This is a genomic window from Sulfitobacter pacificus (assembly GCF_030159975.1).
GTDB classification, from domain to species: Bacteria; Pseudomonadota; Alphaproteobacteria; order Rhodobacterales; family Rhodobacteraceae; genus Sulfitobacter; species Sulfitobacter pacificus.
Genome location: NZ_BSNL01000001.1, coordinates 3,507,462 through 3,527,240 on the forward strand (window position 1 = coordinate 3,507,462; position 19,779 = coordinate 3,527,240).

Below are 19,779 nucleotides of genomic sequence, written 5' to 3' on the forward strand. Positions count from 1 at the left end.
AGCAGGCCTTTCGAAGGATTAGATGTGAGTCTGCGCGACGCGGCGCTCGGCTGTTTCAAGATGCGGCACCGCGTTGAACAAGACAGGCGACCAATGCCCGCCAATTGGAAACAGACGGTGCATTGACGTGTGCATGATCGCTAGGGCCAGACGGGCCATTGCCGGTATGTCCAGATGCATTGCCTGCGACATCGCCATGGAGATCAGCCCGCCCGAAGTGACCACCAGCGCCGGGCCACTGCCGGCAGCAATTTCCTGTAGGGCATCGTTGACGCGGGTGTGAAACTGGTCCCAGGTTTCCGGAGTGCCCTCGATCTTGCCGTCTTTCCAATAGGTAAAGACGGTGGGCAGGTGGCTGGTGAACTGCCCCTGTTCGGTGGGAAAATCAATGCCGTGCTGTTCTTCCAGCAGTTGGGCCATGGTGAAATATTCCAGCTCGTTCAGCCGCGGATCGCGCTGTGCCTCAAGCCCTGTGGCCATGCCATCAGCGGTTTCGATATGACGGCGCAGGGTGCCGGTATAAAGCCGCGTGTGATGGGTGGCGCTGTCTTGCAGGTAACCGCCCAGCCATCCGGCTTGATCATGGCCAAGCGCGCTGAGCCGGTCATAGCTGAGTTCGTCCTTGGCACCGGAATTGGCCTGACCGTGGCGGATGAGGGTAATATGGGACATGTGGCGGCTCCTTTGGTGCTTTGATAGGCGAGGCGCGCGCGGGTTGAAAGTGCAGCTGAGTTTAATTGGCAAGATGAAGGGTGGAGGAAGCGTGGCACCCGGCACTTACCCTGGATTCCATGCCTGAGCGTCAGCAGCTTTGATCTTAAAACCCCAGCCAAACCAGCCCGCCATATGCAGCCACACCCACGCACATGGTCAAGATCACATGGTTCGCGACATATGCGACTGCCAGTGCAGCCGCCGCCGCCAGCCATGTCCCAACAGATTGATTGGCAAGGGAGGCAGCGACCAGTGAAACGACAATAAGGCCGGGCAGATCATCCAGAATCCATGAAAACCGGGATGCTTTGATCGCGTCACCGGCAAAGAGCCCCAGCACCCTTATCGAGAATGCCGCGATGGCGAGAACAATAATCAGCATCCAAAACGGGAATGTCATAGCGCGCGCTTTCTTCGGTCTCTGAGGATGTGCGAAACAGCGAGACCGCTAATCGCCCCTGCGACGATCGCATAGGCTTTGGGTATGCCCAATGTGACAAGGCCGATTGTAACTGCGAAACTGGCGATCCATGGAACGAGGTTTGCATGACCGCGCCACAATCCCCGGGCCATGGCGATGAAGGCCGCGGTGAATGCAAAGCCCAGGCCAAATTTCTCAAGATTGGGAAGTGTTGACCCTACAAACGCACCAAGCGTTGTAGAGATGGTCCAGACGGTAATCATGACAAGGCCGGAGCCGATCAAAAACCGTACACCGATCTGCGGGTCTTTCGCCCGCTGTGACATCGTTAAGGCCCAGTTTTCATCGCCCGTGATATGGATGACCAGCAGCTTTGCCCGCAAAGAAAGCCCGCTTAGCACCTCGGTCAGTGACGCGATGATCCCGATATAGCGAAGGTTCAGGGCCGCCCCTGCGAATGCTGCACCGACAACGGCCGCGCTATCTGCAAACTGTTCAACCGCGACAATCTGGGAGGATCCGGCATGGACAAGGCTGCTCATCAGAGCAACGCCCCACCAGGGGAAACCGACCTGTGCGGCCAATAGACCAAATGCAAAGCCGTAAACAGCTGCACCAGCAGCCAGGGGGAGAATTGCGATCGCGCCGTGTTTCATAGCAGGCACACTATCGACGAAATGTGATAGACTATAGATGTAATATTTCGATTTCGTGATGTTAAACTATCAAAAATTCCGAAATTCCGAAATTCAGAGAGGCTGCAGTCATGGACAAATCAGACTATCGCCTGTTGTCGGTTCTACAACAAAACGCGCGCACCCCGATACAGGAACTTGCGAACCATATCGGGGCATCTACTGCTTCGGTTCAAAGGCGGCTGAAGGTCTTGCGCGACAATGGGGTTATCCAGAAAGAAGTTGCTGTTCTGGACCCGAAAAAGCTTGGTTTTGGCATTACCGCTATCGTCTCTGTTGAATTGGAGCGTGATCGACTGGACCAGATCGACGCCTTCAAAAGAAAGGCCCGACAAGACCGGCAGGTTATGAATTTCTACTGCATTGCCGGGGACGGTGATTTCGTGATGATTGTCGTGTCCAAGGACATCGAAGATTATGAGGCGTTCACGCATCGGTTCTTCTTTGCCGATAAGAATGTGCGAAAATTCCGCACGTCGATTGTTGTTTCGACTGAAAAAGCGACGCTGGAGCTTCCGGTCTGATCCATGAGGCGGATGCCTGCGGCTGTATCAACTCCCGACAGGATGGGGCGGTGCAAGGTGTCGGCGGTTCATGTGCCGTGATGGTGAAGCAGGAGGGCGCGGTTCTGACCCTATTGGCAAGATGAAGGGCAGGGCGTGCGTATCGGAAACCTGGCTTGGCGTAAAACTGGGGCAGGGTGTCGGGATTGGGACTCCTGCGGGGGCTGCGAAATCGCTATAGAATAGGCAACAGTTTGGGAGAAGTACCATGGCGGAGAAGATCACATTCACCCTCGACGGGGAAACGGTTGAGGCAGAAAGCGGTCTGTCCATTTGGGAAATCGCCAATGGTCGTGGTCTGGTGATCCCGCATCTCTGTCACAAACCAGCCCCCGGATACCGTCCTGATGGCAACTGCCGTGCCTGTATGGTCGAGATCGAGGGCGAACGCACGTTGGCGGCCTCCTGCATTCGCGAACCCTCTGAAGGGATGGTTGTGGTGACCAACAACGCGCGGGCAGAGTCGGCGCGCAAGATGGTGGTCGAATTGCTGATGGCGGATCAGCCCGAGGCAGCCGTGGCACATGATAAATCCAGCCATCTGTTTGATATGGCAGAGATGAACGGCGTGGCGGCCAGCCGCTTTCCCAAGTTGGAGGAGGGGCGCATTCCACTGTTGGATGACAGTCATGTGGCAATGTCCGTCAATCTGGATGCCTGTATTCAATGTGGCCTATGTGTGCGGGCCTGTCGCGAGGTGCAGGTCAATGATGTCATCGGCATGTCGGGTCGCGGGCAGGGCAGCTATCCGACATTCGATATGGCCGACCCGATGGGCGAAAGTTCCTGTGTGGCCTGCGGTGAATGTGTGCAGGCCTGTCCGACCGGGGCGCTGATGCCGTCGACGGTTGTGGATGCGGATCAGGTGGGGGACAGCGCGGATTTTGACCGTGAAGTCGAGAGCATCTGCCCGTTCTGCGGGGTGGGCTGCCAGATCTCGCTGAAAATCAAAGATGACAAGGTGAAATATGTCGAGGGCATCAATGGTCCTGCCAATGAGGGGCGGCTCTGTGTGAAGGGGCGGTTCGGGTTTGACTATATTCATCACGATCACCGCCTGACGAAGCCGTTGATCCGGCGAGAGGATGCACCGGCAAAAGGGCTGAACGTCGATCCGGCCAATTGGCAGGAGTTTTTCCGCGAGGCCACGTGGGATGAGGCGCTGGATTTTGCGGCCAAGGGGTTGATGGATATTGGCGGCACCGGTGTGGCGGGCTTCGGCTCGGCCAAATGCACCAATGAGGAAGCCTATCTGTTCCAGAAGATGATCCGTCAGGGCTTTGGCCATAACAACGTCGATCACTGCACGCGTCTGTGTCATGCGTCTTCGGTGGCAGCGTTGATGGAAAACGTCGGCTCGGGTGCGGTGACGGCGACCTTTAACGAGATTGAAAACGCCGATGTGGCGATTGCAATTGGGTGTAACCCGATTGAAAACCACCCCGTTGCAGCGACCTATTTCAAACAGTTCACCAAACGCGGTGGCAAGCTGATTGTGATGGATCCGCGCGGACAGGCGCTGAAGCGGTTCTCCTCCCATATGTTGCAGTTCCGACCTGGCACCGATGTGTCAATGCTGAATGCGATCATGCATGTGATTGTCGAGGAGGAGCTGTACGATAAGCAGTATATCGAGGCCTATACAGAGAATTGGGAAGCCGAAAAGGCGCATCTGAAAGACTTTACACCGGAAAAGATGGCAGAGGTTTGCGGCATTGATGCAGAGACCCTACGCGATGTGGCGCGTACCTTTGCCGGGGCCAATGCGGCGATGATTTTCTGGGGCATGGGGGTGTCACAGCATATCCATGGTACGGATAACTCCCGCTGTCTGATTTCGCTGGCCCTGATGACCGGACAGCTGGGCCGTTCCGGTGCCGGGCTGCATCCGCTGCGGGGACAGAACAACGTGCAAGGGGCGTCGGATGCGGGGCTGATACCGATGTTCCTGCCGGATTATCAATCGGTGATGAACGACGGGGTGCGCTCTGCCTTTACCGATGTCTGGAAGTCCGGGGATTTCTCATCTGAAAAAGGTCTGACCGTGACCGAGATCATGGATGCGGTGCATGACGGGGATATCAAGGGCATGTATGTGCTGGGGGAAAACCCGGCGATGTCGGACCCGGATGTGGAACATGCCCGTGATGCGCTGGCCAAGCTTGAGCATCTGGTGGTACAGGATATTTTCATCACCGAAACCGCGAATTACGCGGATGTGATCCTGCCGGCGAGCGCCTTTGCCGAGAAATCCGGCACGGTGACCAATACCAACCGTCAGGTGCAGATGGGACGTCCTGCCGTGCCGCCGCCCGGAGAGGCGCGCGAGGACTGGTGGATCGAGGTGGAACTGGCCAAACGTCTGGGGTTGGGGTGGAATTACCAATCGCCCGCAGATGTTTTTGCCGAGATGAAGCTGAACATGAAGTCATTGGATAACATCACATGGGAGCGTCTGGAGCGCGAGAATGCGGTCACTTACCCGTCGCTTTCCCCCGAAGATCCCGGGCAGGCGATTGTTTTTGCCGATGGTTTCCCGCGCCCGGATGGGCGGGCACGGTTTACTCCTGCGTCGATCATTGCGCCGGATGATGTGCCGGATGCACAATATCCGATGATCCTGACAACCGGCCGCCAGCTGGAGCATTGGCACACGGGATCAATGACGCGCCGTTCAAAGGTGTTGGACGGGTTGGAGCCAGAGGCGAATTGTTCCCTGCACCCCAGCACCCTGCGCAAACTGGGCGTGACAGCGGGCGAACATGTGCGGTTGAGCACCAAACGCGGTTCGATCGAGATCATGGCGCGTGAGGATCGTGCGGTAAGTCCGGATATGGTGTTCCTGCCGTTTGCCTATGTAGAGGCGGCAGCGAATATCCTGACCAATCCGGCGGTGGATCCTTATGGGAAAATCCCCGAGTTCAAGTTCTCTGCGGTGAAGGTTGAAGCGGTCCAAACACAGGTTGCGGCAGAGTGAACCGATTGAGCGCCCCAAGGGGCGCACATGATTTTATTTTGCTGAGGGGGGCTTTGCCCCCCAGACCCCCCACAGCATTTAAGGCCAAAAAGAGAAGCGGGTTCGTTTGGCTGAAGATGTGCCGGATAACAGCGGTCAGCCCCAGCTGACATCACCCAGAAAGATATATCCTGCCCCGTAGATTGTTTTGATCAGCCGCGGGTTTTTCGGATCTTCGCGCAGTTTGGTACGCAGCCGCGAGATGCGCACGTCCATTGCGCGGTCAAAGGATTCAGAGGCTGCGCCGCCAAGGCTTTCCTGCATCTGGGTGCGGCTGATCAGCCGTTTTGGGCTTTCCAGAAACAGCCGCAGCACCTCGCTTTCGGCATGGGAGAAGGGGATTTCATCCCCATTGGCGTCACAGAGCACGTAGCGGTCGAAATAAGCTGTCCAGCCGTTGAAGCTGGCCGTGTTGCCGGTGGTGGTAGCGGGCTTGGGGCTGCGTAGGCGGGCACGGATACGGGCCACGACCTCGGTCGGGTCGAAAGGTTTGATGATGTAGTCATCGGCCCCCAGTTCAAGGCCGGTCACCCGATCCTGCACCTGTGCGCGGCCCGAGATGATGATCACCACAGCCCCCAGTTCAAGGGCCAGCCGATGCACCAATGTCAGCCCGTCGGTGTCCGGCAGGCTGAGGTCGACGAGACAGACATCGGGGGTGCGTTTGGCCAGCGCCGCCTCAAATGCGCGGGCGCGGCCAAAGCTGAGAGTTTCAAACCCGGCCTCTTCCAGCGCATCCGCCAGCAGGGTGCGGATTTCGGGTTCATCATCCAGAATGGTTACCAAAGGTCGGGTCATGGGGTGGCCTCATGAACAGGGGTGATCAATGCTGCGAGGTCATCCGCAGTGAAGGGTTTGCGCAGCACTGGGGCAAGCCGTTGGCCGTCGCGAAACAGGGTACTATCGGCAGGCAGGGAGGTCATCAGCAGCATCGGCACGCGGTCTGCATTGCGCTGGGCAAGGTCGAGACCGGTGGCTTCGCCGACCAGCTGAATGTCCGAGAGGATCATGGCGATGTCGGGCAGATCGGCAAGCAGGGCGGTGGCCTCATCCGCGCTGGTTGCCTCGATCACAGAATGGCCCAGATGCATCAGCATATCTCGCACGGTGGCGCGGATATCGCCGTCATCCTCAACCAGCAAGGCAAGGCCGGTGGTGGCAGGCAGCGCGGCGCGATAGGGCAGGCGCAGGGTAACATGGGCGCCTATTTCGTCGTTGCGCAGGCGCAGATCGCCGCCGGCGGATTTGGTCATGTCATAGACCATCGACAGGCCCAGCCCGCCGCCTTCGCTGCCTTTGGTGGTAAAGAACGGGTCAATGCCGCGTTCAAGGGCGGTGGGCGAGAACCCGGGGCCGGTATCCTGCACCGTCCATTCGATCCATGTGTCATTGACCACCTGTTGGGTGACGGTGATCTGCCCGGTTGCGCCACAGGCATCGCGGGCATTCAGGATGAGATTGAGCAGGCTGTCGGTCACATGGCCCTTGTCCAGCAGTACCGCATGATCAGGGGCGTTGTTTTCGATGGTCAGTGTCATGCCGTCCGGCAGGGCAGGTTGCGCCAGTGTGGCAAGATCGCTGAGCACAGCCGCCGGGGCGGTGGCGGTGGGGCGCTGGGTGCGTGGACCGGTGACATCTGCAATCGAGCTGAGCAGGGTGCCGCCACGGCGCGCCGCCGCCAGGGTGCCATTGACCAGTTCCAGCGCCTGAGGGGGCACATCAGGCAACCGGACGATGCGCGATTGCATCCCCAGAATGATGGTCAGCAGGTTGGAAAAATCATGCGCGAGGCCGGAAATCATTTGCGCAGCCAGTTCGCGTTTGCGGGTCTGTTGCAATGCCACGCGGGTCTGGGTTTCTTCGGTCACATCCATCGACAGGATATAGGCCCCGCCCAGGGTATCAGGGGTAAAGGCCACGCGAATGCGGCGGGCAGAGGTGTCGTCGGTGAATTCCTTGAGGGTCGAGATGCCGCCAAAGGCATCGCTGAGTGCCGGTTTGATCCGGTCATAGGCAGAGGCCCCAAGGGCTGTGCTGATGTGCAGCCCGACAATGTCACTCGGTCGGCCGGGAAAGACGCTGGAGAGTTTATTGTTGGAAAATGTGTAATGCCCACGGGCATCCACATGGGCGATATGGGCCGGCATCATCTGCGTGGTCAGGCGGGTACGGGCCTCTGATGCGGTAAGCTGGCGCTGGGTTTCCTCAAGCGTGGTGATCATTGCGGCCAGTTCGCGGTTGGTCGCGGCCAGTTGTTCGGTATGGGCAAGCACCTGATCCGACAAGGCGTCGGAGCGGGCACTGAGCAGCGCCTCTTGCCGTTTGGTGGCGGTGATGTCGGTGTAGACGGTCACCCAGCCCCCTTGCGGCAGGGGCGATCCTTCGACGCTGATCGTGCGCCCGTTGGCGCGGGTGCGTTCCATGTAATGTGGTTTGAAAGCACGGGCCTGATCGGTGCGTTCGGTGACAAATCGATGGACGTCTTCCACCGGCCCGTATTCACCGCGTGTGGCGAGGTGGTGAATGGTGTCCTCAAACGGGGCGCCGGGTGTGACAAGCCAATCAGGGAGGTTGAACATCTGCTGGAACGGCGCGTTGGAGACCACAAGTTTTAGGTTGGAATCGTAAATTGTCAGCGCCTGAGCGATCAGGTTCAACCCTGCGCTGGTCATCGCCTTGGCCTGTTCGTCGGTAATTTGCATCCTGCCCTCCGCCCTTATCGCTAGCACCCTCGGGGGGGAGTGCAAAGGGAAACGGCGGCCCTTTGGCGGCCTGTTACAATTCGAAAGGATTGGGAAAAACTCAGGAAAAAGTTGACCTCCACCGTGAACCCATCATCCTGACGGATGTGAGAATCGCACAAAGCGATCGACCCTGCCGCAAAGGGCAGGTTAGGGAGGACATGACTTTGGCCACGCCACTGACGCGCGCCGACGGACCCGAATCCGTTCCGGCGCTACTGCATCGTAACGCCACCAAATTTGCGCACGCACCGGCGTATCGTGAAAAAGAATATGGCATCTGGCAAAGCTGGACCTGGAGCGAGACCCGTGACGAGGTCGAGGCGCTGGCGCTGGGCCTGATGGAGATGGGCATCAACGAAGGTGACTTTGTTGCGATCATCGGGCGCAACCGCCCCTATCTCTATTGGGCGATGATGGCCGCAGAGATGTGCGGTGCGGTGCCTGTGCCGCTGTATCAGGACGCCAATGCGGAAGAGATGGCCTATGTGATGAACCACTGCGGGGCGCGTTTTGCCGTTGTCGGTGATCAGGAGCAGGTCGATAAAATTCTGGAGGTGCAGGAGCAGCTGCCGGAATTCGAGCAGATGATTTACCTCGATCCGCGGGGGTTGCGTAAATACGATCACAGCGCGATGAAGCAATATTCCAACGTGCAGGAAATTGGTCGCCAGCTCCGCGATAAACACCTCAAGGAGTTGGAGGCACGGCAGGCCAAGCTGGATTACGACAGCACTGGCGTGATGCTTTATACCTCGGGTACCACCGGCAAACCCAAGGGGGTGGTGCTGTCCAACCGCAATATTATCGAGACCGCAAAATCATCCTCGGAATTTGATGATCTGCGCCAGAGCGATGATATTCTGGCTTATCTGCCAATGGCTTGGGTGGGTGATTTTATCTTTTCCGTGGGACAGGCGCTGTGGACGGGCTTTTGCACCAACTGCCCTGAATCCGCCGATACCATGCATGTGGATCTGCGCGAAATTGGCCCGACCTATTACTTTGCGCCGCCACGGGTGTTCGAAACCCAGCTGACCAATGTGATGATCCGCATGGAAGATGCCAGCCGCATGAAAAAGTGGCTGTTTGATACGTTCATGGCCCATGCCCGCAAGGTGGGTCCGGCGATTTTGGATGGCAAGGATGTCAGCCAGTGGGACCGGTTCAAATACAAGCTGGGTGAGGCGTTTATCTATGGGCCGCTCAAGAACACATTGGGCTTCAGCCGGGTGCGCGTTGGCTATACGGCGGGCGAGGCGATCGGACCGGAAATCTTTGATTTCTATCGCTCTTTGGGGATCAACCTGAAGCAGCTCTATGGCCAGACCGAAGCGACCGTGTTCATCACCGCGCAGCCGGATGGTGAGGTGCGCAGCGACACGGTTGGTGTGACCTGTCCCGGTGTGGAGCTGAAGATTGCTGAGAACGGCGAGGTGTTCTACCGCTCGCCCGGTGTTTTTGTGGAGTATTACAAGAACCCCGAAAGCACTGCCGACACCAAGGATGCCGAGGGTTGGGTCGCCACGGGCGATGCCGGCTTTATCGAAGAAAGCTCTGGCCATTTGCGGATTATCGACCGGGCCAAGGATGTGGGACAGATGGCCAATGGATCGCTGTTTGCGCCTAAGTATGTTGAAAACAAACTGAAATTCTTTCCCAACATTCTGGAGGTCGTGGTCTTTGGTAATGGTAAGGATGAATGCACGGCGTTTATTAACATTGACTTAACAGCCGTCGGAAACTGGGCAGAGCGCAACAATATCGGTTATGCCTCCTATCAGGAGTTGGCGCGTCATCCGCAGGTAATGGACACGATCCAGAGCCATGTGGAAGAGGTGAACGCCAGCGTCGCGCAGGACGAGATGTTGTCAGGCTGTCAGGTGCATCGCTTTGTTGTGTTGCACAAGGAGCTGGATGCGGATGACGGGGAATTGACCCGCACCCGCAAGGTACGCCGCCGGATCATCGAAGAGAAATATGATGATATCATTACCGCGCTGTACGATGGATCGACATCGGTCAGCACCGAGACCGAAGTGACCTATGAAGACGGGCGCAAGGGCAGCATCAAAGCAACGCTGGAAGTGCGTGCCGCCAAGGTGATGCCGGTTGCGCAGCGGATGGCGGCAGAGTGATGGCGGGTGTAGCGCCGGTTGCGGCGATGGTCTTGAGTTTAGTTTGCAAGATGAAGGATGGTGCGGCGTGAAAGATACTGCTGACAGCTATGTCACCGCGGACGGGCGCACCATTGGCCCTGTTGTGATGGAGATGAAGAATATTACCCTGAGATTCGGGGGGGTTGAGGCGATCAAGGATATCTCTTTTGATATTCGTGAGGGCGAGATTCGCGCGATCATCGGGCCGAACGGGGCGGGCAAATCCTCGATGCTGAACGTCATCTCGGGGTTCTATGTCCCGCAGGAAGGCGAGGTTTGGTACAAAGGCGCACGCCGGCCGGCGATGAAGCCGTTTGAGGTGGCCCGGCAAGGCATCGCACGGACCTTTCAGAACATCGCCCTGTTTGAGGGTATGAGCGTGTTGGACAACGTGATGACGGGCAGGTTGACCCATATGAAGACCGGGTTGCTTGCCCAATCCCTATGGAAGGGCAAGGCCGAGGAAGAAGAGATTGCCAACCGGGAAGTCGCTGAAAAGATTATCGATTTCCTTGAGATTCAGGCCATTCGCAAGACTCCTGTGGCGCGCCTGCCTTACGGGTTGAAAAAGCGGGTGGAACTGGCGCGGGCGCTGGCGGCGGAGCCATCGATCCTGTTGCTGGATGAGCCGATGGCAGGGATGAACGTCGAGGAAAAAGAGGATATGAGCCGCTTTATTCTGGATGTGAATGATGAATTTGGCACCACAATTGCGCTGATCGAACACGATATGGGCGTCGTCATGGACTTGTCGGATCGTGTTGTTGTGATGGATTACGGCAAGAAGATTGGAGATGGCACACCGGATGAGGTGCGCGGCAATCAAGATGTGATCGATGCCTATCTGGGGGTTGCGCATGACTGATTTTAGACCGGAATCCGCCGTGCACCGGGCGTGCACCCCCTGTGCACCCTTTGTGCACCGCAGCAGCGCAGCATACTGGAGAACATGGCAATGAACGAACAACTCGCCTTTACGATCGAGGTTTTTGCCAATGGGCTGATGGCGGGGGTGCTTTATGCGCTGGTCGCTTTGGGCTTTGTGCTGATCTATAAAGCTTCGGGGATCTTTAACTACGCGCAGGGCGTGATGGCGCTTTTTGCCGCGATGACACTGGTGGGAATCCAGAATGGTCAGGTGCCGTTTGCACATTTGATCAATGCGATTTTCGGGACCGATGTGCATCACTTCGGCTGGCATGTGCACAGCTTTCTCGCGATTGCGCTGACGGTTGGCGTCATGGTGGCACTGGCATGGGCGGTGCAGCGGTTTGTGTTCCGGCATCTGGTCGGGCAGGAGCCTATTATCCTGTTCATGGCGACCATCGGTCTGGCCTATTTCCTTGAAGGGGTGGCGGATCTGATGTGGGGCTCCGAGCTGAAGGCGTTGAACGTCTGTGCCGCGGAGGGGGCCTGTCTGCCGCAAGGGATGAACATGTGGCTTGAAGGCACAACCTATGAGGCGCTGGGTTACGGCTTTTTCATCGACAACCTTGATATCGTGGCGACGATTGTTGCGGCGGTGCTGGTGGCGGGGCTGATCATTTTTGCGCAGTATACCAAGCAGGGCCGCGCAATGCGGGCCGTGGCCGATGACCATCAGGCGGCGCTGTCGGTTGGTGTTTCGCTGAACTTTATCTGGATTTTGGTCTGGTCGCTGGCGGGGTTTGTCGCGCTGGTCGCGGGGATCATGTGGGGTGCGAAATCCGGTGTGCAGTTCTCGCTGTCGCTGATTGCCCTCAAGGCGCTGCCGGTGCTGATGTTGGGTGGCTTTACCTCCATTCCCGGGGCGATCGTGGGTGGCCTGATCATCGGTGTGGGCGAGAAGCTGTTCGAGTTTCTGATTGGTGCGCCCTTCCTTGGCGGGGCCACGGAGAACTGGTTTGCCTATATGCTGGCGCTTTTGTTCCTGGTGTTCCGCCCGCAGGGCTTGTTCGGGGAGAAGATCATTGAGCGTGTTTGATTTCGTGATGCCGGACTGGGGCCAGCCCCAGACCCCGGAGGTTATTTGGCAAGATGAAGCAGGGGCGCGCAACTGATGTTCTACCGTGAAGCAGGCGATTTCAACACGTCCTACGCCGAGGACCAGCAGACCTTTCCGATCAAGTTTGACCGCTATCGCTATTATGTGGTGCTGTTCGTCGCGATTGTGATCGTGCCGTTTGTGATCAATGACTACTGGGCCAACTCCCTGTTGCTGCCCTTCCTGATCTACGCGATTGCGGCCTTGGGGTTGAACATCCTTGTCGGCTATTGCGGACAGGTCAGCCTTGGTACCGGCGGGTTTATGGCTGTGGGGGCCTACTCCTGCTATAAGTTCATGACCGGCGTGGACATCTGGTGGGGCGGCGAATTGCTGTTCCGGCTGCCGGAGTTCAACATCTTTTTCAGTGTGATCATGGGCGGGGTGATGACCGCGCTTGTGGGGGTGTTGTTTGGCCTGCCGTCGTTGCGGATCAAGGGTTTCTACCTGGCCGTGGCGACATTGGCAGCGCAGTTCTTTCTGGTCTGGCTGTTCAATCGGGTGGCATGGTTTTACAACTATTCCGCCTCGGGTCAGATTTCGGCACCGGAACGGGATTTGTTCGGGGTATTGATCACCGGACCCAGCACACCGGCATGGGCGACCTATCTGTTCTGTCTGTTTTTCACGGTGGTCAGCGCGGTGATTGCCCGCAACATGACGCGTGGTGCGGCAGGGCGTAAGTGGATGGCGATCCGCGATATGGACATCGCGGCAGAGATTATCGGGGTGAACCCGCTGCGCGCCAAGCTGACGGCATTTATGGTCAGCTCTTTCTTTATCGGCATCTCGGGCGCGTTGTTTTTCGCGGTCTATCTGGGGGCGGTTGAGGTTGGTGAGGCTTTCAGCATCACCAAGTCGTTCCTTGTCCTGTTCATGATCATCATCGGCGGATTGGGCAGCATCTTTGGCTCTTTCGCGGGGGCGGCGTTTCTGGTGCTTTTGCCGGTTGCCCTGAAGGTTGTGGGTGTGGATTGGTTCGGCTGGCCCACGGATATCGTGGCGCATTTGCAGCTGGTGATTGTCGGTGCCTTGATCATTGTTTTCCTGATTGCGGAACCACACGGCATTGCGCAGCTGTGGCGCGTGGCGAAGGAGAAATTGAGATTGTGGCCTTTCCCGCATTAGGGTGAGGATCATTGAAGACGGCGGGGGAAACCCGCTCTGGTGGCGGGGAAAACCCCGCCCTACGGTAAATCGGACAACATTCTGGGAGGAAACACCGATGAAATACAAACTAGGTACAGCCGCAGTGGCGGCAATGATGGCAGCAAGCCCCGTCATGGCGGATCTTGTGTTCCCATCACTCAGCTATCGCACAGGCCCCTATGCGGCGGGTGGCATCCCGTTTGCGGATGGCTATGCGGATTACTTCACCATGTTGAACGCCCGTGACGGCGGTATCGGCGGTGTAATGACCAAGGTGATCGAATGCGAGACCGGCTATAACACCGAGAAGGGTGTTGAATGCTATGAATCCACCAAAGGTGAAGGGTCGCTGGTGTATCAGCCGCTGTCCACCGGCATCACCTATCAGCTGATCCCCAAGACAACGGCGGATAACATCCCGATGCACACCATGGGATATGGTCGCACCTCTGCCGCAAACGGCGATGTGTTCAGCCATACGTTCAACTATCCTGCGAACTATTGGAACGGTGCCTCCGGTGCGATCAACTATCTGCTGGGTGAAAATGGTGGCGACCTGAAGGGCAAGAAGATTGCGCTGGTTTACCACAACTCTGCCTATGGCAAGGAGCCGATCCGCACGCTGCAAGAACTGTCCAAGAAGCACGGTTTTGAGTTCAAGGAAGTGCCTGTTGACCACCCCGGTCAGGAACAGAAATCGCAGTGGCTGCAGATCCGTCGCGACAAGCCTGATTATGTGATCATGTACGGCTGGGGCGTGATGAACCAGGTTGCGGTTCAGGAAGCAGCGAACATCCGGTTCCCAATGGAGAACTTCATTGGCATCTGGTGGTCCGGTTCTGAAAATGACGTGCTGGCAGCGGGTGATGCGGCCAACGGCTATAAGGCGCTGACCTTCCACGGTGTGGGCAGTGATTTCCCTGTGTTTGACGACATCAAGACGCATGTTGTGGATGCGGGCAATGCTGCCGGTGCCGGGGATCAGATCGGTACAGTTCTTTATAACCGGGGTCTCTATGCGGCGATGCTGGCGGCGGAAGCGGTGAAGACCGCACAGGAAATCCATGGTGTCGCGGACATCACACCCGCGCAGATGCGAGACGGTATGGAAGCCCTGTCGATCACCGAGGAAAAGATGGCGGCCCTTGGCCTGCCGAACTTCGGTCCTTCGTTTGACGTTTCCTGTGCCAACCACGGCGGTGACGGGTTTGTTGGCGTGACACAGTGGGATGCATCGGCCAAATCATGGTCGCTGATTTCCGACTTCGCCGCGTCGGATTCCGATGTGATTGGTCCGCTGATCACCGAAGACTCAGCAGCCTATGCCGCTGAAAACAACATCGAAAGCAGCTGTAACTAAGCGCGTTTTCTTTCGGGCGCGGCCAAGGTGCCGCGCCCGGATCTTACGAAGAATTTCAAACAAAGGTTTGCCCCATGCTGGATGACGTAAAAGCCACCGAGGCACAGGTTGATAACGTGTTGGAGGTCAACAACATTGAGGTGATCTACAACCACGTGATCCTTGTGTTGAAAGGCGTCAGCCTGAACGTGCCCAAGGGCGGCATCACCGCCTTGCTGGGCGGCAATGGTGCGGGCAAGACCACGACGCTGAAAGCGATTTCGGGGTTGCTGGCCAGTGAACGGGGCGAGGTGACCAAGGGCACCATCAAGTATCGCGGGCTGGACATTGCCCATGCGGACCCTGCCGAAACCGTAAAACAGGGTGTGGTACAGGTGATGGAGGGCCGCCATTGCTTTGAACACCTGACGGTTGAGGAAAATCTGATGACCGGCGCCTATACCCGCGCGGATGGCAAAGGGGCCATCGCGGCGGATCTGGAAATGGTCTATGACTATTTCCCGCGCCTGAGAGAGAGACGTAAATCGCAGGCCGGGTATACCTCTGGTGGGGAGCAACAGATGTGTGCGGTGGGCCGCGCGCTGATGTCCAAGCCTGAAACCATTCTGCTGGATGAGCCAAGCATGGGGTTGGCCCCGCAGCTGGTGGAACAGATTTTCAATATCGTGAAAGAGATCAACGAAAAGGAAGGGGTGACCTTCCTGTTGGCGGAACAGAACACCAATGTTGCGCTGCGCTTTGCGCATTATGGCTACATACTGGAATCCGGTCGCGTGGTGATGGACGGGCCCGCAGCTGATCTGCGGGAAAATCAGGATGTGAAGGAATTCTATCTTGGCATGTCGGATGAGGGGCGCAAATCGTTTCGCGATGTGCGGTCCTATCGTCGCCGCAAACGCTGGTTGTCCTGAGCGGGCTGGCGGGGTGACCCCCGCCTTACGGATTGCGTTTACCTGAGAAGAGACTTGCCATGGCCGAGACCTATTTTGACGACTTTGAGACCCGCAGTGCGGATGCACGCGAGGCTGCCCAGCTGGAGGCGTTGAATGCGCAATTGGCCCGTGTGGGGAACGCAGCCGTTGCTGATCTGGCGGGGTTGGCGCAGCTGCCGGTGATGCGTAAATCCGACCTGACAACATTGCAAAAAGAACAGCCGCCGTTTGGCGGCATCAATGTGAGCAATATCACCCATGTGTTCCAATCACCCGGCCCGATCTATGAGCCCGGCGGGTCAAGCCATGACTGGTTTCGCATGGGGCGTTTCCTGCATGCGGCAGGTCTGGGCACCGACGATATCGTACAGAATTGTTTCGGCTATCATCTGACGCCAGCGGGTCACATGTTTGAAAGCGGTGCGCGGGCCGTCGGGGCCAAGGTTTTGCCCGCCGGTGTCGGCCAGACTGAGCTGCAAGTGATTGCGGCAAGGGATATTGGCACCACGGCCTATGCGGGGACGCCGGATTACCTGAAGATCATTTTGGAAAAAGCCGACGAGATGGGCGTGACCTTGGGCATTGCCAAGGCGGCGGTCGGGGGGGGCGCGCTGTTCCCGTCACTGCGCCAGTACTACATTGATCGCGGGATTTCCTGTTTGCAATGTTATGCGACGGCGGATGTCGGCAATATCGCCTATGAGAGCGCGGCGATGGAGGGGATGATTCTGGATGAAGGGGTGATCGTCGAGATTGTGACGCCCGGCACAGGGGATCCAGTGGCCGAGGGTGAGGTGGGCGAGGTTGTTGTGACAACGTTGAACGCGGATTACCCGTTGATCCGGTTTGCCACGGGAGATCTCTCGGCAGTCATGGCCGGCACATCGCCCTGCGGGCGGACGAATACACGCATCAAAGGCTGGATGGGCCGCGCCGATCAGACCACCAAGATCAAAGGTATGTTTGTGCGCCCCGAGCAGGTGGCCGCCCTCGTCGCCCATCACAGCGAGATTACCAAGGCCCGCGTTGTGGCCAGCCGCGCCGGTGAACAGGATGTGATGACCGTGCATATCGAAAGCGCAGGTGGTGATGCAGAGGCTTACGGACAATCCGTGGCGCAACTGCTGAAGCTGAAGGGGCAGATTGTGATTGCTGAACCCGGTAGCCTGCCCAAGGACGGCTTGGTGATCGAGGATCAGCGCAGCTACGACTAGGGCTAAAGGGGCGCGCTGTTTTCCTAGCCTTGCAGTTGCTTGATGTTTTCCAGTGACAGCCGGTCAATGCCATTTGCATAGTTCCGGGCATTCAGGTGATAGAAAGCCGCGTTCCGCAGGTTCGCTGCCGAATTGTCGACGGTCTTGATCAGTTTGGCCGGGCTGCCGGCAATGATCGAATTATCAGGAAAAACCGATCCTTTCGTCACAATCGAATGGCCTGCGACGATGGAGTTACTGCCGATCTTGGCTCCGTCCATAATGGTTGCGCCAATCCCGATCAGGACCCTGTCGCCGATTTCACAGCCGTGCAGCACAACGCGGTGGGTAATAGAACAATCGTCGCCGACAATTGTCGGTGACGCGAAACCGACATGGATCATAACGTGATCCTGAATATTGGTCCGTTCTCCGATCACAATTTCATGTATTTCCGCTCGTGTCACCACATAGGGCCAGATCGACGCCCCGGCACCAACGGTGACTTTTCCATATAACAATGCGGTATCATGGACCAAGGCTGGATCGTTTAAGGTAACGTCGGCACCAATGTGTGGCATGTGTTTTCTCCCATTTCCCAAATTTAAGGCAGATCATTCAAAAAACGGTAGTCTTTCGTTACGTAAGAGTGTGCGTCAGACCTGTGCCCGATGCGGTAAAGGAGCAGGATTTGGGACTAAGGATCGGGGCGGAACGGGGACCCGGGTGGAAGGAGGATCGCGAAGGGGTGCCCCGCGATCCCGTTGATTAACGGCTGTCGTTGTTGATGCTGACATAGGTGCCGTCACGCACCTTGCGTTCCCGCTCTGACGTATTGCGAGAGCTGAGGGCAACCGGGGTTTCTGACTGTGTCAGGATCGCGTTTGTCGGGGTATCCAATGTGCGCATGGCCTGATCCGCGAAGGCGGTGCTGGCCGCGAGGGCGATGGCGGTTGTTGTGAAGATCAGTTTCATTTGAAATTCCTTTCAGAGGTGTTTCAGGCGGGGTGTTGTGCCGCTCTGTGTCATGGTTCCAACTTGGGGAGTACAGGGCGTCATCGCAAAACACATGTTTTCACTGAGCTGTGTGGTCTGCGTGAACTGCGCCCCCTCTGGTAATCCTGACTGAAATCATCGAAATAGAGGCATGACCTCTGTGACTGACCCAGCATTGCGCCCGACCAAATCCCGCGAGGGGCTGCGCGGGCTGTCGATAATTGCCATTTTCGCCGCCGCGGTCTGTGCCCTGCCGATGATTGCCGTGGGGCTGGCGGCCTTTGGCGGCGGGACAGAGACGGTGCGCCATCTGATCAACACGGTGTTGGGGGAATATACCCGCACCACGCTGGCATTGGTTTTGCTGGTGTCCCTGGGGACGTTTTGCATTGGTGTCGGTGCGGCCTGGCTGGTGACGATGACGCGGTTTACCGGCGTGCGCCTGTTGGAGGTTGCATTGGTGCTGCCGCTGGCCTTTCCGGCCTATGTGCTGGCCTATGCCTATACCAATGTGCTGGACCATCCGGGGATTGTGCAGACCACCCTGCGGGATGTGATGGGCTGGGGGCCACGCGATTACTGGTTTCCCGACATCCGGTCCTTGGGCGGTGCGGCCCTGATGCTGACGCTGGTGCTATACCCCTACGTTTATCTGCTGGCCCGCGCGGCGTTCTTGCAGCAAAGCGGCACGACGTTTCTGGCCGCCCGTGCCTTGGGCAAAAGCGCATGGGTGGCGTTTTTCAAGGTCAGCCTGCCGCTGGCGCGTCCGGCGATTGCTGCAGGCGTGTTGCTGGCGGTGATGGAGACCATCGCGGATTTTGGCACGGTGGCCTATTTTGGGGTGCAGACCTTTGCCACGGGGATCTATACCGCGTGGTTTTCGCTGTTTGATCGCACGGGGGCGGCGCAGTTGGCCCTGTGTCTGCTGAGCTTCGCCCTGCTGTTGGCGATGCTGGAGCGGATGCAGCGGGGGCGCGCGAAATATCACGATCCCGCACGGCAGGCACAACAGATGGCCCCGATTGAGCTGACCGGCTGGAACGCGTTCTGTGCGCAGGTGCTATGTGGTGTGCCGGTGATGTTCGGGGCGGTGTTGCCGATATTTGTGCTGTTCAGCATGGGGCTGGGATCGGAGCAGAACCTGCTGAGCCCGCGCTATCTGGGGTTCATCCGCAATTCGCTGACATTGGCGGGGATTGCCGCGGTGGTCACGGTGGCGGCGGCGATTGCAGTGGGATTTTTCCAGCGGCTGAGGCCGGGACGCCTGTCGCGGGGCACTGGTTATGTGGCGCGGTTGGGGTATGCGGTGCCCGGTGGGGTGATCGCGGTGGGTCTGCTGGTGCCTTTTGCGATGTTTGACAATGCGCTAGATGCCTGGATGCGGGCGACCTTTGATATTTCTACAGGGTTGCTGGTGACCGGGTCGATCTGGTTGCTGATCGCCGCCTATATGGTGCGATTTCTGGCGGCGGCATTGGGAGCCTATGAGGGGGGGCAGGCGATGGTGCATGCGAATATGGATGCTGCCGCACGCTCGCTTGGCCAGACGCCGCTGGGCACGCTGCGCCGGGTGCATCTGCCGATACTTGCGCCCTCTTTGCTGACCGCGCTTTTGATCGTCTTTGTGGATGTAATGAAGGAATTGCCCGCGACATTGATCATGCGGCCGTTCAACTTTGATACATTGGCGGTGCAGGCCTACCGGCTGGCCAGTGACGAAAGGCTGGATGGGGCGGCGGTGCCGTCGCTGGTGATTGTCGCCATGGGGCTGTTGCCGGTGATCCTGATTTGCCGTCAGGTGGGGCGCGGGCGATAGG

Annotated in this window: 17 protein-coding genes; 10 read left to right on the forward strand and 7 right to left on the reverse strand. The window is 57.9% G+C overall.

All coding sequences use genetic code 11. The features are described 5' to 3' along the window. Nucleotides 1–18: 18 nt before the first annotated feature. From QQL78_RS17535 to QQL78_RS17545, 3 genes are all read right to left on the reverse strand, one after another. Entirely contained in the window at nucleotides 19–672 is a 654-nt protein-coding gene (locus tag QQL78_RS17535; protein ID WP_284375297.1) for a histidine phosphatase family protein, read from the reverse strand. Nucleotides 673–817: 145 nt separating this feature from the next. After that, entirely contained in the window at nucleotides 818–1,114 is a 297-nt protein-coding gene (locus QQL78_RS17540) for an AzlD domain-containing protein (protein WP_284375299.1), read from the reverse strand. Beyond that, nucleotides 1,111–1,791, reverse strand: a complete 681-nt coding sequence (locus QQL78_RS17545; protein WP_284375301.1) for an AzlC family ABC transporter permease — start codon at nucleotides 1,789–1,791, stop codon at nucleotides 1,111–1,113. Before QQL78_RS17545 ends, QQL78_RS17540 begins: the two co-directional genes overlap by 4 nt. Before the next feature lie 110 nt (nucleotides 1,792–1,901). Here QQL78_RS17545 and QQL78_RS17550 point away from each other — a divergent pair, with 110 nt between their 5' ends. Beyond that, the gene (locus tag QQL78_RS17550) at nucleotides 1,902–2,354 is read left to right on the forward strand and encodes an Lrp/AsnC family transcriptional regulator (protein WP_284375303.1); all 453 of its coding nucleotides are present in this window, start codon (nucleotides 1,902–1,904) and stop codon (nucleotides 2,352–2,354) included. Between the two features lie 247 nt (nucleotides 2,355–2,601). Continuing rightward, nucleotides 2,602–5,370, forward strand: a complete 2,769-nt coding sequence (gene fdhF, locus QQL78_RS17555; protein WP_284375305.1) for a formate dehydrogenase subunit alpha — start codon at nucleotides 2,602–2,604, stop codon at nucleotides 5,368–5,370. Between the two features lie 135 nt (nucleotides 5,371–5,505). Here the strand turns inward: fdhF and QQL78_RS17560 are convergent, their stop codons facing one another. Both QQL78_RS17560 and QQL78_RS17565 read right to left on the reverse strand, forming a co-directional pair. Continuing rightward, the gene (locus QQL78_RS17560) at nucleotides 5,506–6,207 is read right to left on the reverse strand and encodes a response regulator transcription factor (RefSeq protein WP_284375307.1); all 702 of its coding nucleotides are present in this window, start codon (nucleotides 6,205–6,207) and stop codon (nucleotides 5,506–5,508) included. Next, on the reverse strand, nucleotides 6,204–8,111 hold the full coding sequence (locus QQL78_RS17565) for a PAS-domain containing protein (protein WP_284375309.1): 1,908 nt from the start codon (nucleotides 8,109–8,111) through the stop codon (nucleotides 6,204–6,206). Before QQL78_RS17565 ends, QQL78_RS17560 begins: the two co-directional genes overlap by 4 nt. A 200-nt stretch (nucleotides 8,112–8,311) precedes the next feature. Here QQL78_RS17565 and QQL78_RS17570 point away from each other — a divergent pair, with 200 nt between their 5' ends. From QQL78_RS17570 to QQL78_RS17600, 7 genes are all read left to right on the forward strand, one after another. Next, on the forward strand, nucleotides 8,312–10,288 hold the full coding sequence (locus QQL78_RS17570; RefSeq protein WP_284375311.1) for an AMP-binding protein: 1,977 nt from the start codon (nucleotides 8,312–8,314) through the stop codon (nucleotides 10,286–10,288). Nucleotides 10,289–10,355: 67 nt separating this feature from the next. Next, nucleotides 10,356–11,174: an ABC transporter ATP-binding protein gene (locus QQL78_RS17575; RefSeq protein ID WP_284375313.1), complete on the forward strand. Its 819-nt coding sequence runs from the start codon at nucleotides 10,356–10,358 to the stop codon at nucleotides 11,172–11,174. A gap of 90 nt (nucleotides 11,175–11,264) precedes the next feature. Continuing rightward, nucleotides 11,265–12,272 carry a branched-chain amino acid ABC transporter permease gene (locus QQL78_RS17580; RefSeq protein ID WP_284375315.1) on the forward strand — a complete coding sequence of 336 codons (1,008 nt, stop codon included), beginning with the start codon at nucleotides 11,265–11,267 and terminating at the stop codon, nucleotides 12,270–12,272. A gap of 75 nt (nucleotides 12,273–12,347) precedes the next feature. After that, a complete protein-coding gene (locus QQL78_RS17585; RefSeq protein ID WP_284375317.1) occupies nucleotides 12,348–13,460 on the forward strand; it encodes a branched-chain amino acid ABC transporter permease in 1,113 nt (370 codons plus the stop codon). A 97-nt stretch (nucleotides 13,461–13,557) separates the two neighbouring features. Next, a complete protein-coding gene (locus QQL78_RS17590) occupies nucleotides 13,558–14,841 on the forward strand; it encodes an ABC transporter substrate-binding protein (RefSeq protein ID WP_284375328.1) in 1,284 nt (427 codons plus the stop codon). A gap of 74 nt (nucleotides 14,842–14,915) precedes the next feature. Beyond that, nucleotides 14,916–15,752, forward strand: a complete 837-nt coding sequence (locus QQL78_RS17595; RefSeq protein ID WP_284375330.1) for an ABC transporter ATP-binding protein — start codon at nucleotides 14,916–14,918, stop codon at nucleotides 15,750–15,752. Nucleotides 15,753–15,811: 59 nt separating this feature from the next. Next, nucleotides 15,812–16,987 (forward strand): phenylacetate--CoA ligase family protein, encoded by a 1,176-nt coding sequence (locus QQL78_RS17600; RefSeq protein WP_284375332.1) that lies wholly within the window; start codon nucleotides 15,812–15,814, stop codon nucleotides 16,985–16,987. 23 nt (nucleotides 16,988–17,010) lie between these two features. On the opposite strand, the gene QQL78_RS17605 is transcribed toward QQL78_RS17600, so the two are convergent. Together QQL78_RS17605 and QQL78_RS17610 are read right to left on the reverse strand one after the other, a co-directional pair. Further along, the gene (locus QQL78_RS17605) at nucleotides 17,011–17,547 is read right to left on the reverse strand and encodes a gamma carbonic anhydrase family protein (protein WP_284375334.1); all 537 of its coding nucleotides are present in this window, start codon (nucleotides 17,545–17,547) and stop codon (nucleotides 17,011–17,013) included. 187 nt (nucleotides 17,548–17,734) lie between these two features. Then, the gene (locus QQL78_RS17610) at nucleotides 17,735–17,941 is read right to left on the reverse strand and encodes a hypothetical protein (protein ID WP_284375336.1); all 207 of its coding nucleotides are present in this window, start codon (nucleotides 17,939–17,941) and stop codon (nucleotides 17,735–17,737) included. 172 nt (nucleotides 17,942–18,113) lie between these two features. On the opposite strand from QQL78_RS17610, the gene QQL78_RS17615 reads away from it, so the two are divergent. After that, the gene (locus QQL78_RS17615) at nucleotides 18,114–19,778 is read left to right on the forward strand and encodes an ABC transporter permease (protein ID WP_284375338.1); all 1,665 of its coding nucleotides are present in this window, start codon (nucleotides 18,114–18,116) and stop codon (nucleotides 19,776–19,778) included. Nucleotide 19,779: the final 1 nt, after the last annotated feature.

Coding starts and splice junctions, on each gene's coding strand:
- QQL78_RS17615 (WP_284375338.1), top strand. CDS start 18,114: ATGACCTCTGTGACTGACCCAGCATTGCGCCCGACCAAATCCCGCGAG.
- QQL78_RS17590 (WP_284375328.1), top strand. CDS start 13,558: ATGAAATACAAACTAGGTACAGCCGCAGTGGCGGCAATGATGGCAGCA.
- fdhF (WP_284375305.1), top strand. CDS start 2,602: ATGGCGGAGAAGATCACATTCACCCTCGACGGGGAAACGGTTGAGGCA.
- QQL78_RS17565 (WP_284375309.1), bottom strand. CDS start 8,111: ATGCAAATTACCGACGAACAGGCCAAGGCGATGACCAGCGCAGGGTTG.
- QQL78_RS17595 (WP_284375330.1), top strand. CDS start 14,916: ATGCTGGATGACGTAAAAGCCACCGAGGCACAGGTTGATAACGTGTTG.
- QQL78_RS17600 (WP_284375332.1), top strand. CDS start 15,812: ATGGCCGAGACCTATTTTGACGACTTTGAGACCCGCAGTGCGGATGCA.
- QQL78_RS17605 (WP_284375334.1), bottom strand. CDS start 17,547: ATGCCACACATTGGTGCCGACGTTACCTTAAACGATCCAGCCTTGGTC.
- QQL78_RS17580 (WP_284375315.1), top strand. CDS start 11,265: ATGAACGAACAACTCGCCTTTACGATCGAGGTTTTTGCCAATGGGCTG.
- QQL78_RS17560 (WP_284375307.1), bottom strand. CDS start 6,207: ATGACCCGACCTTTGGTAACCATTCTGGATGATGAACCCGAAATCCGC.
- QQL78_RS17540 (WP_284375299.1), bottom strand. CDS start 1,114: ATGACATTCCCGTTTTGGATGCTGATTATTGTTCTCGCCATCGCGGCA.
- QQL78_RS17570 (WP_284375311.1), top strand. CDS start 8,312: ATGACTTTGGCCACGCCACTGACGCGCGCCGACGGACCCGAATCCGTT.
- QQL78_RS17535 (WP_284375297.1), bottom strand. CDS start 672: ATGTCCCATATTACCCTCATCCGCCACGGTCAGGCCAATTCCGGTGCC.
- QQL78_RS17545 (WP_284375301.1), bottom strand. CDS start 1,791: ATGAAACACGGCGCGATCGCAATTCTCCCCCTGGCTGCTGGTGCAGCT.
- QQL78_RS17550 (WP_284375303.1), top strand. CDS start 1,902: ATGGACAAATCAGACTATCGCCTGTTGTCGGTTCTACAACAAAACGCG.
- QQL78_RS17610 (WP_284375336.1), bottom strand. CDS start 17,941: ATGAAACTGATCTTCACAACAACCGCCATCGCCCTCGCGGCCAGCACC.
- QQL78_RS17585 (WP_284375317.1), top strand. CDS start 12,348: ATGTTCTACCGTGAAGCAGGCGATTTCAACACGTCCTACGCCGAGGAC.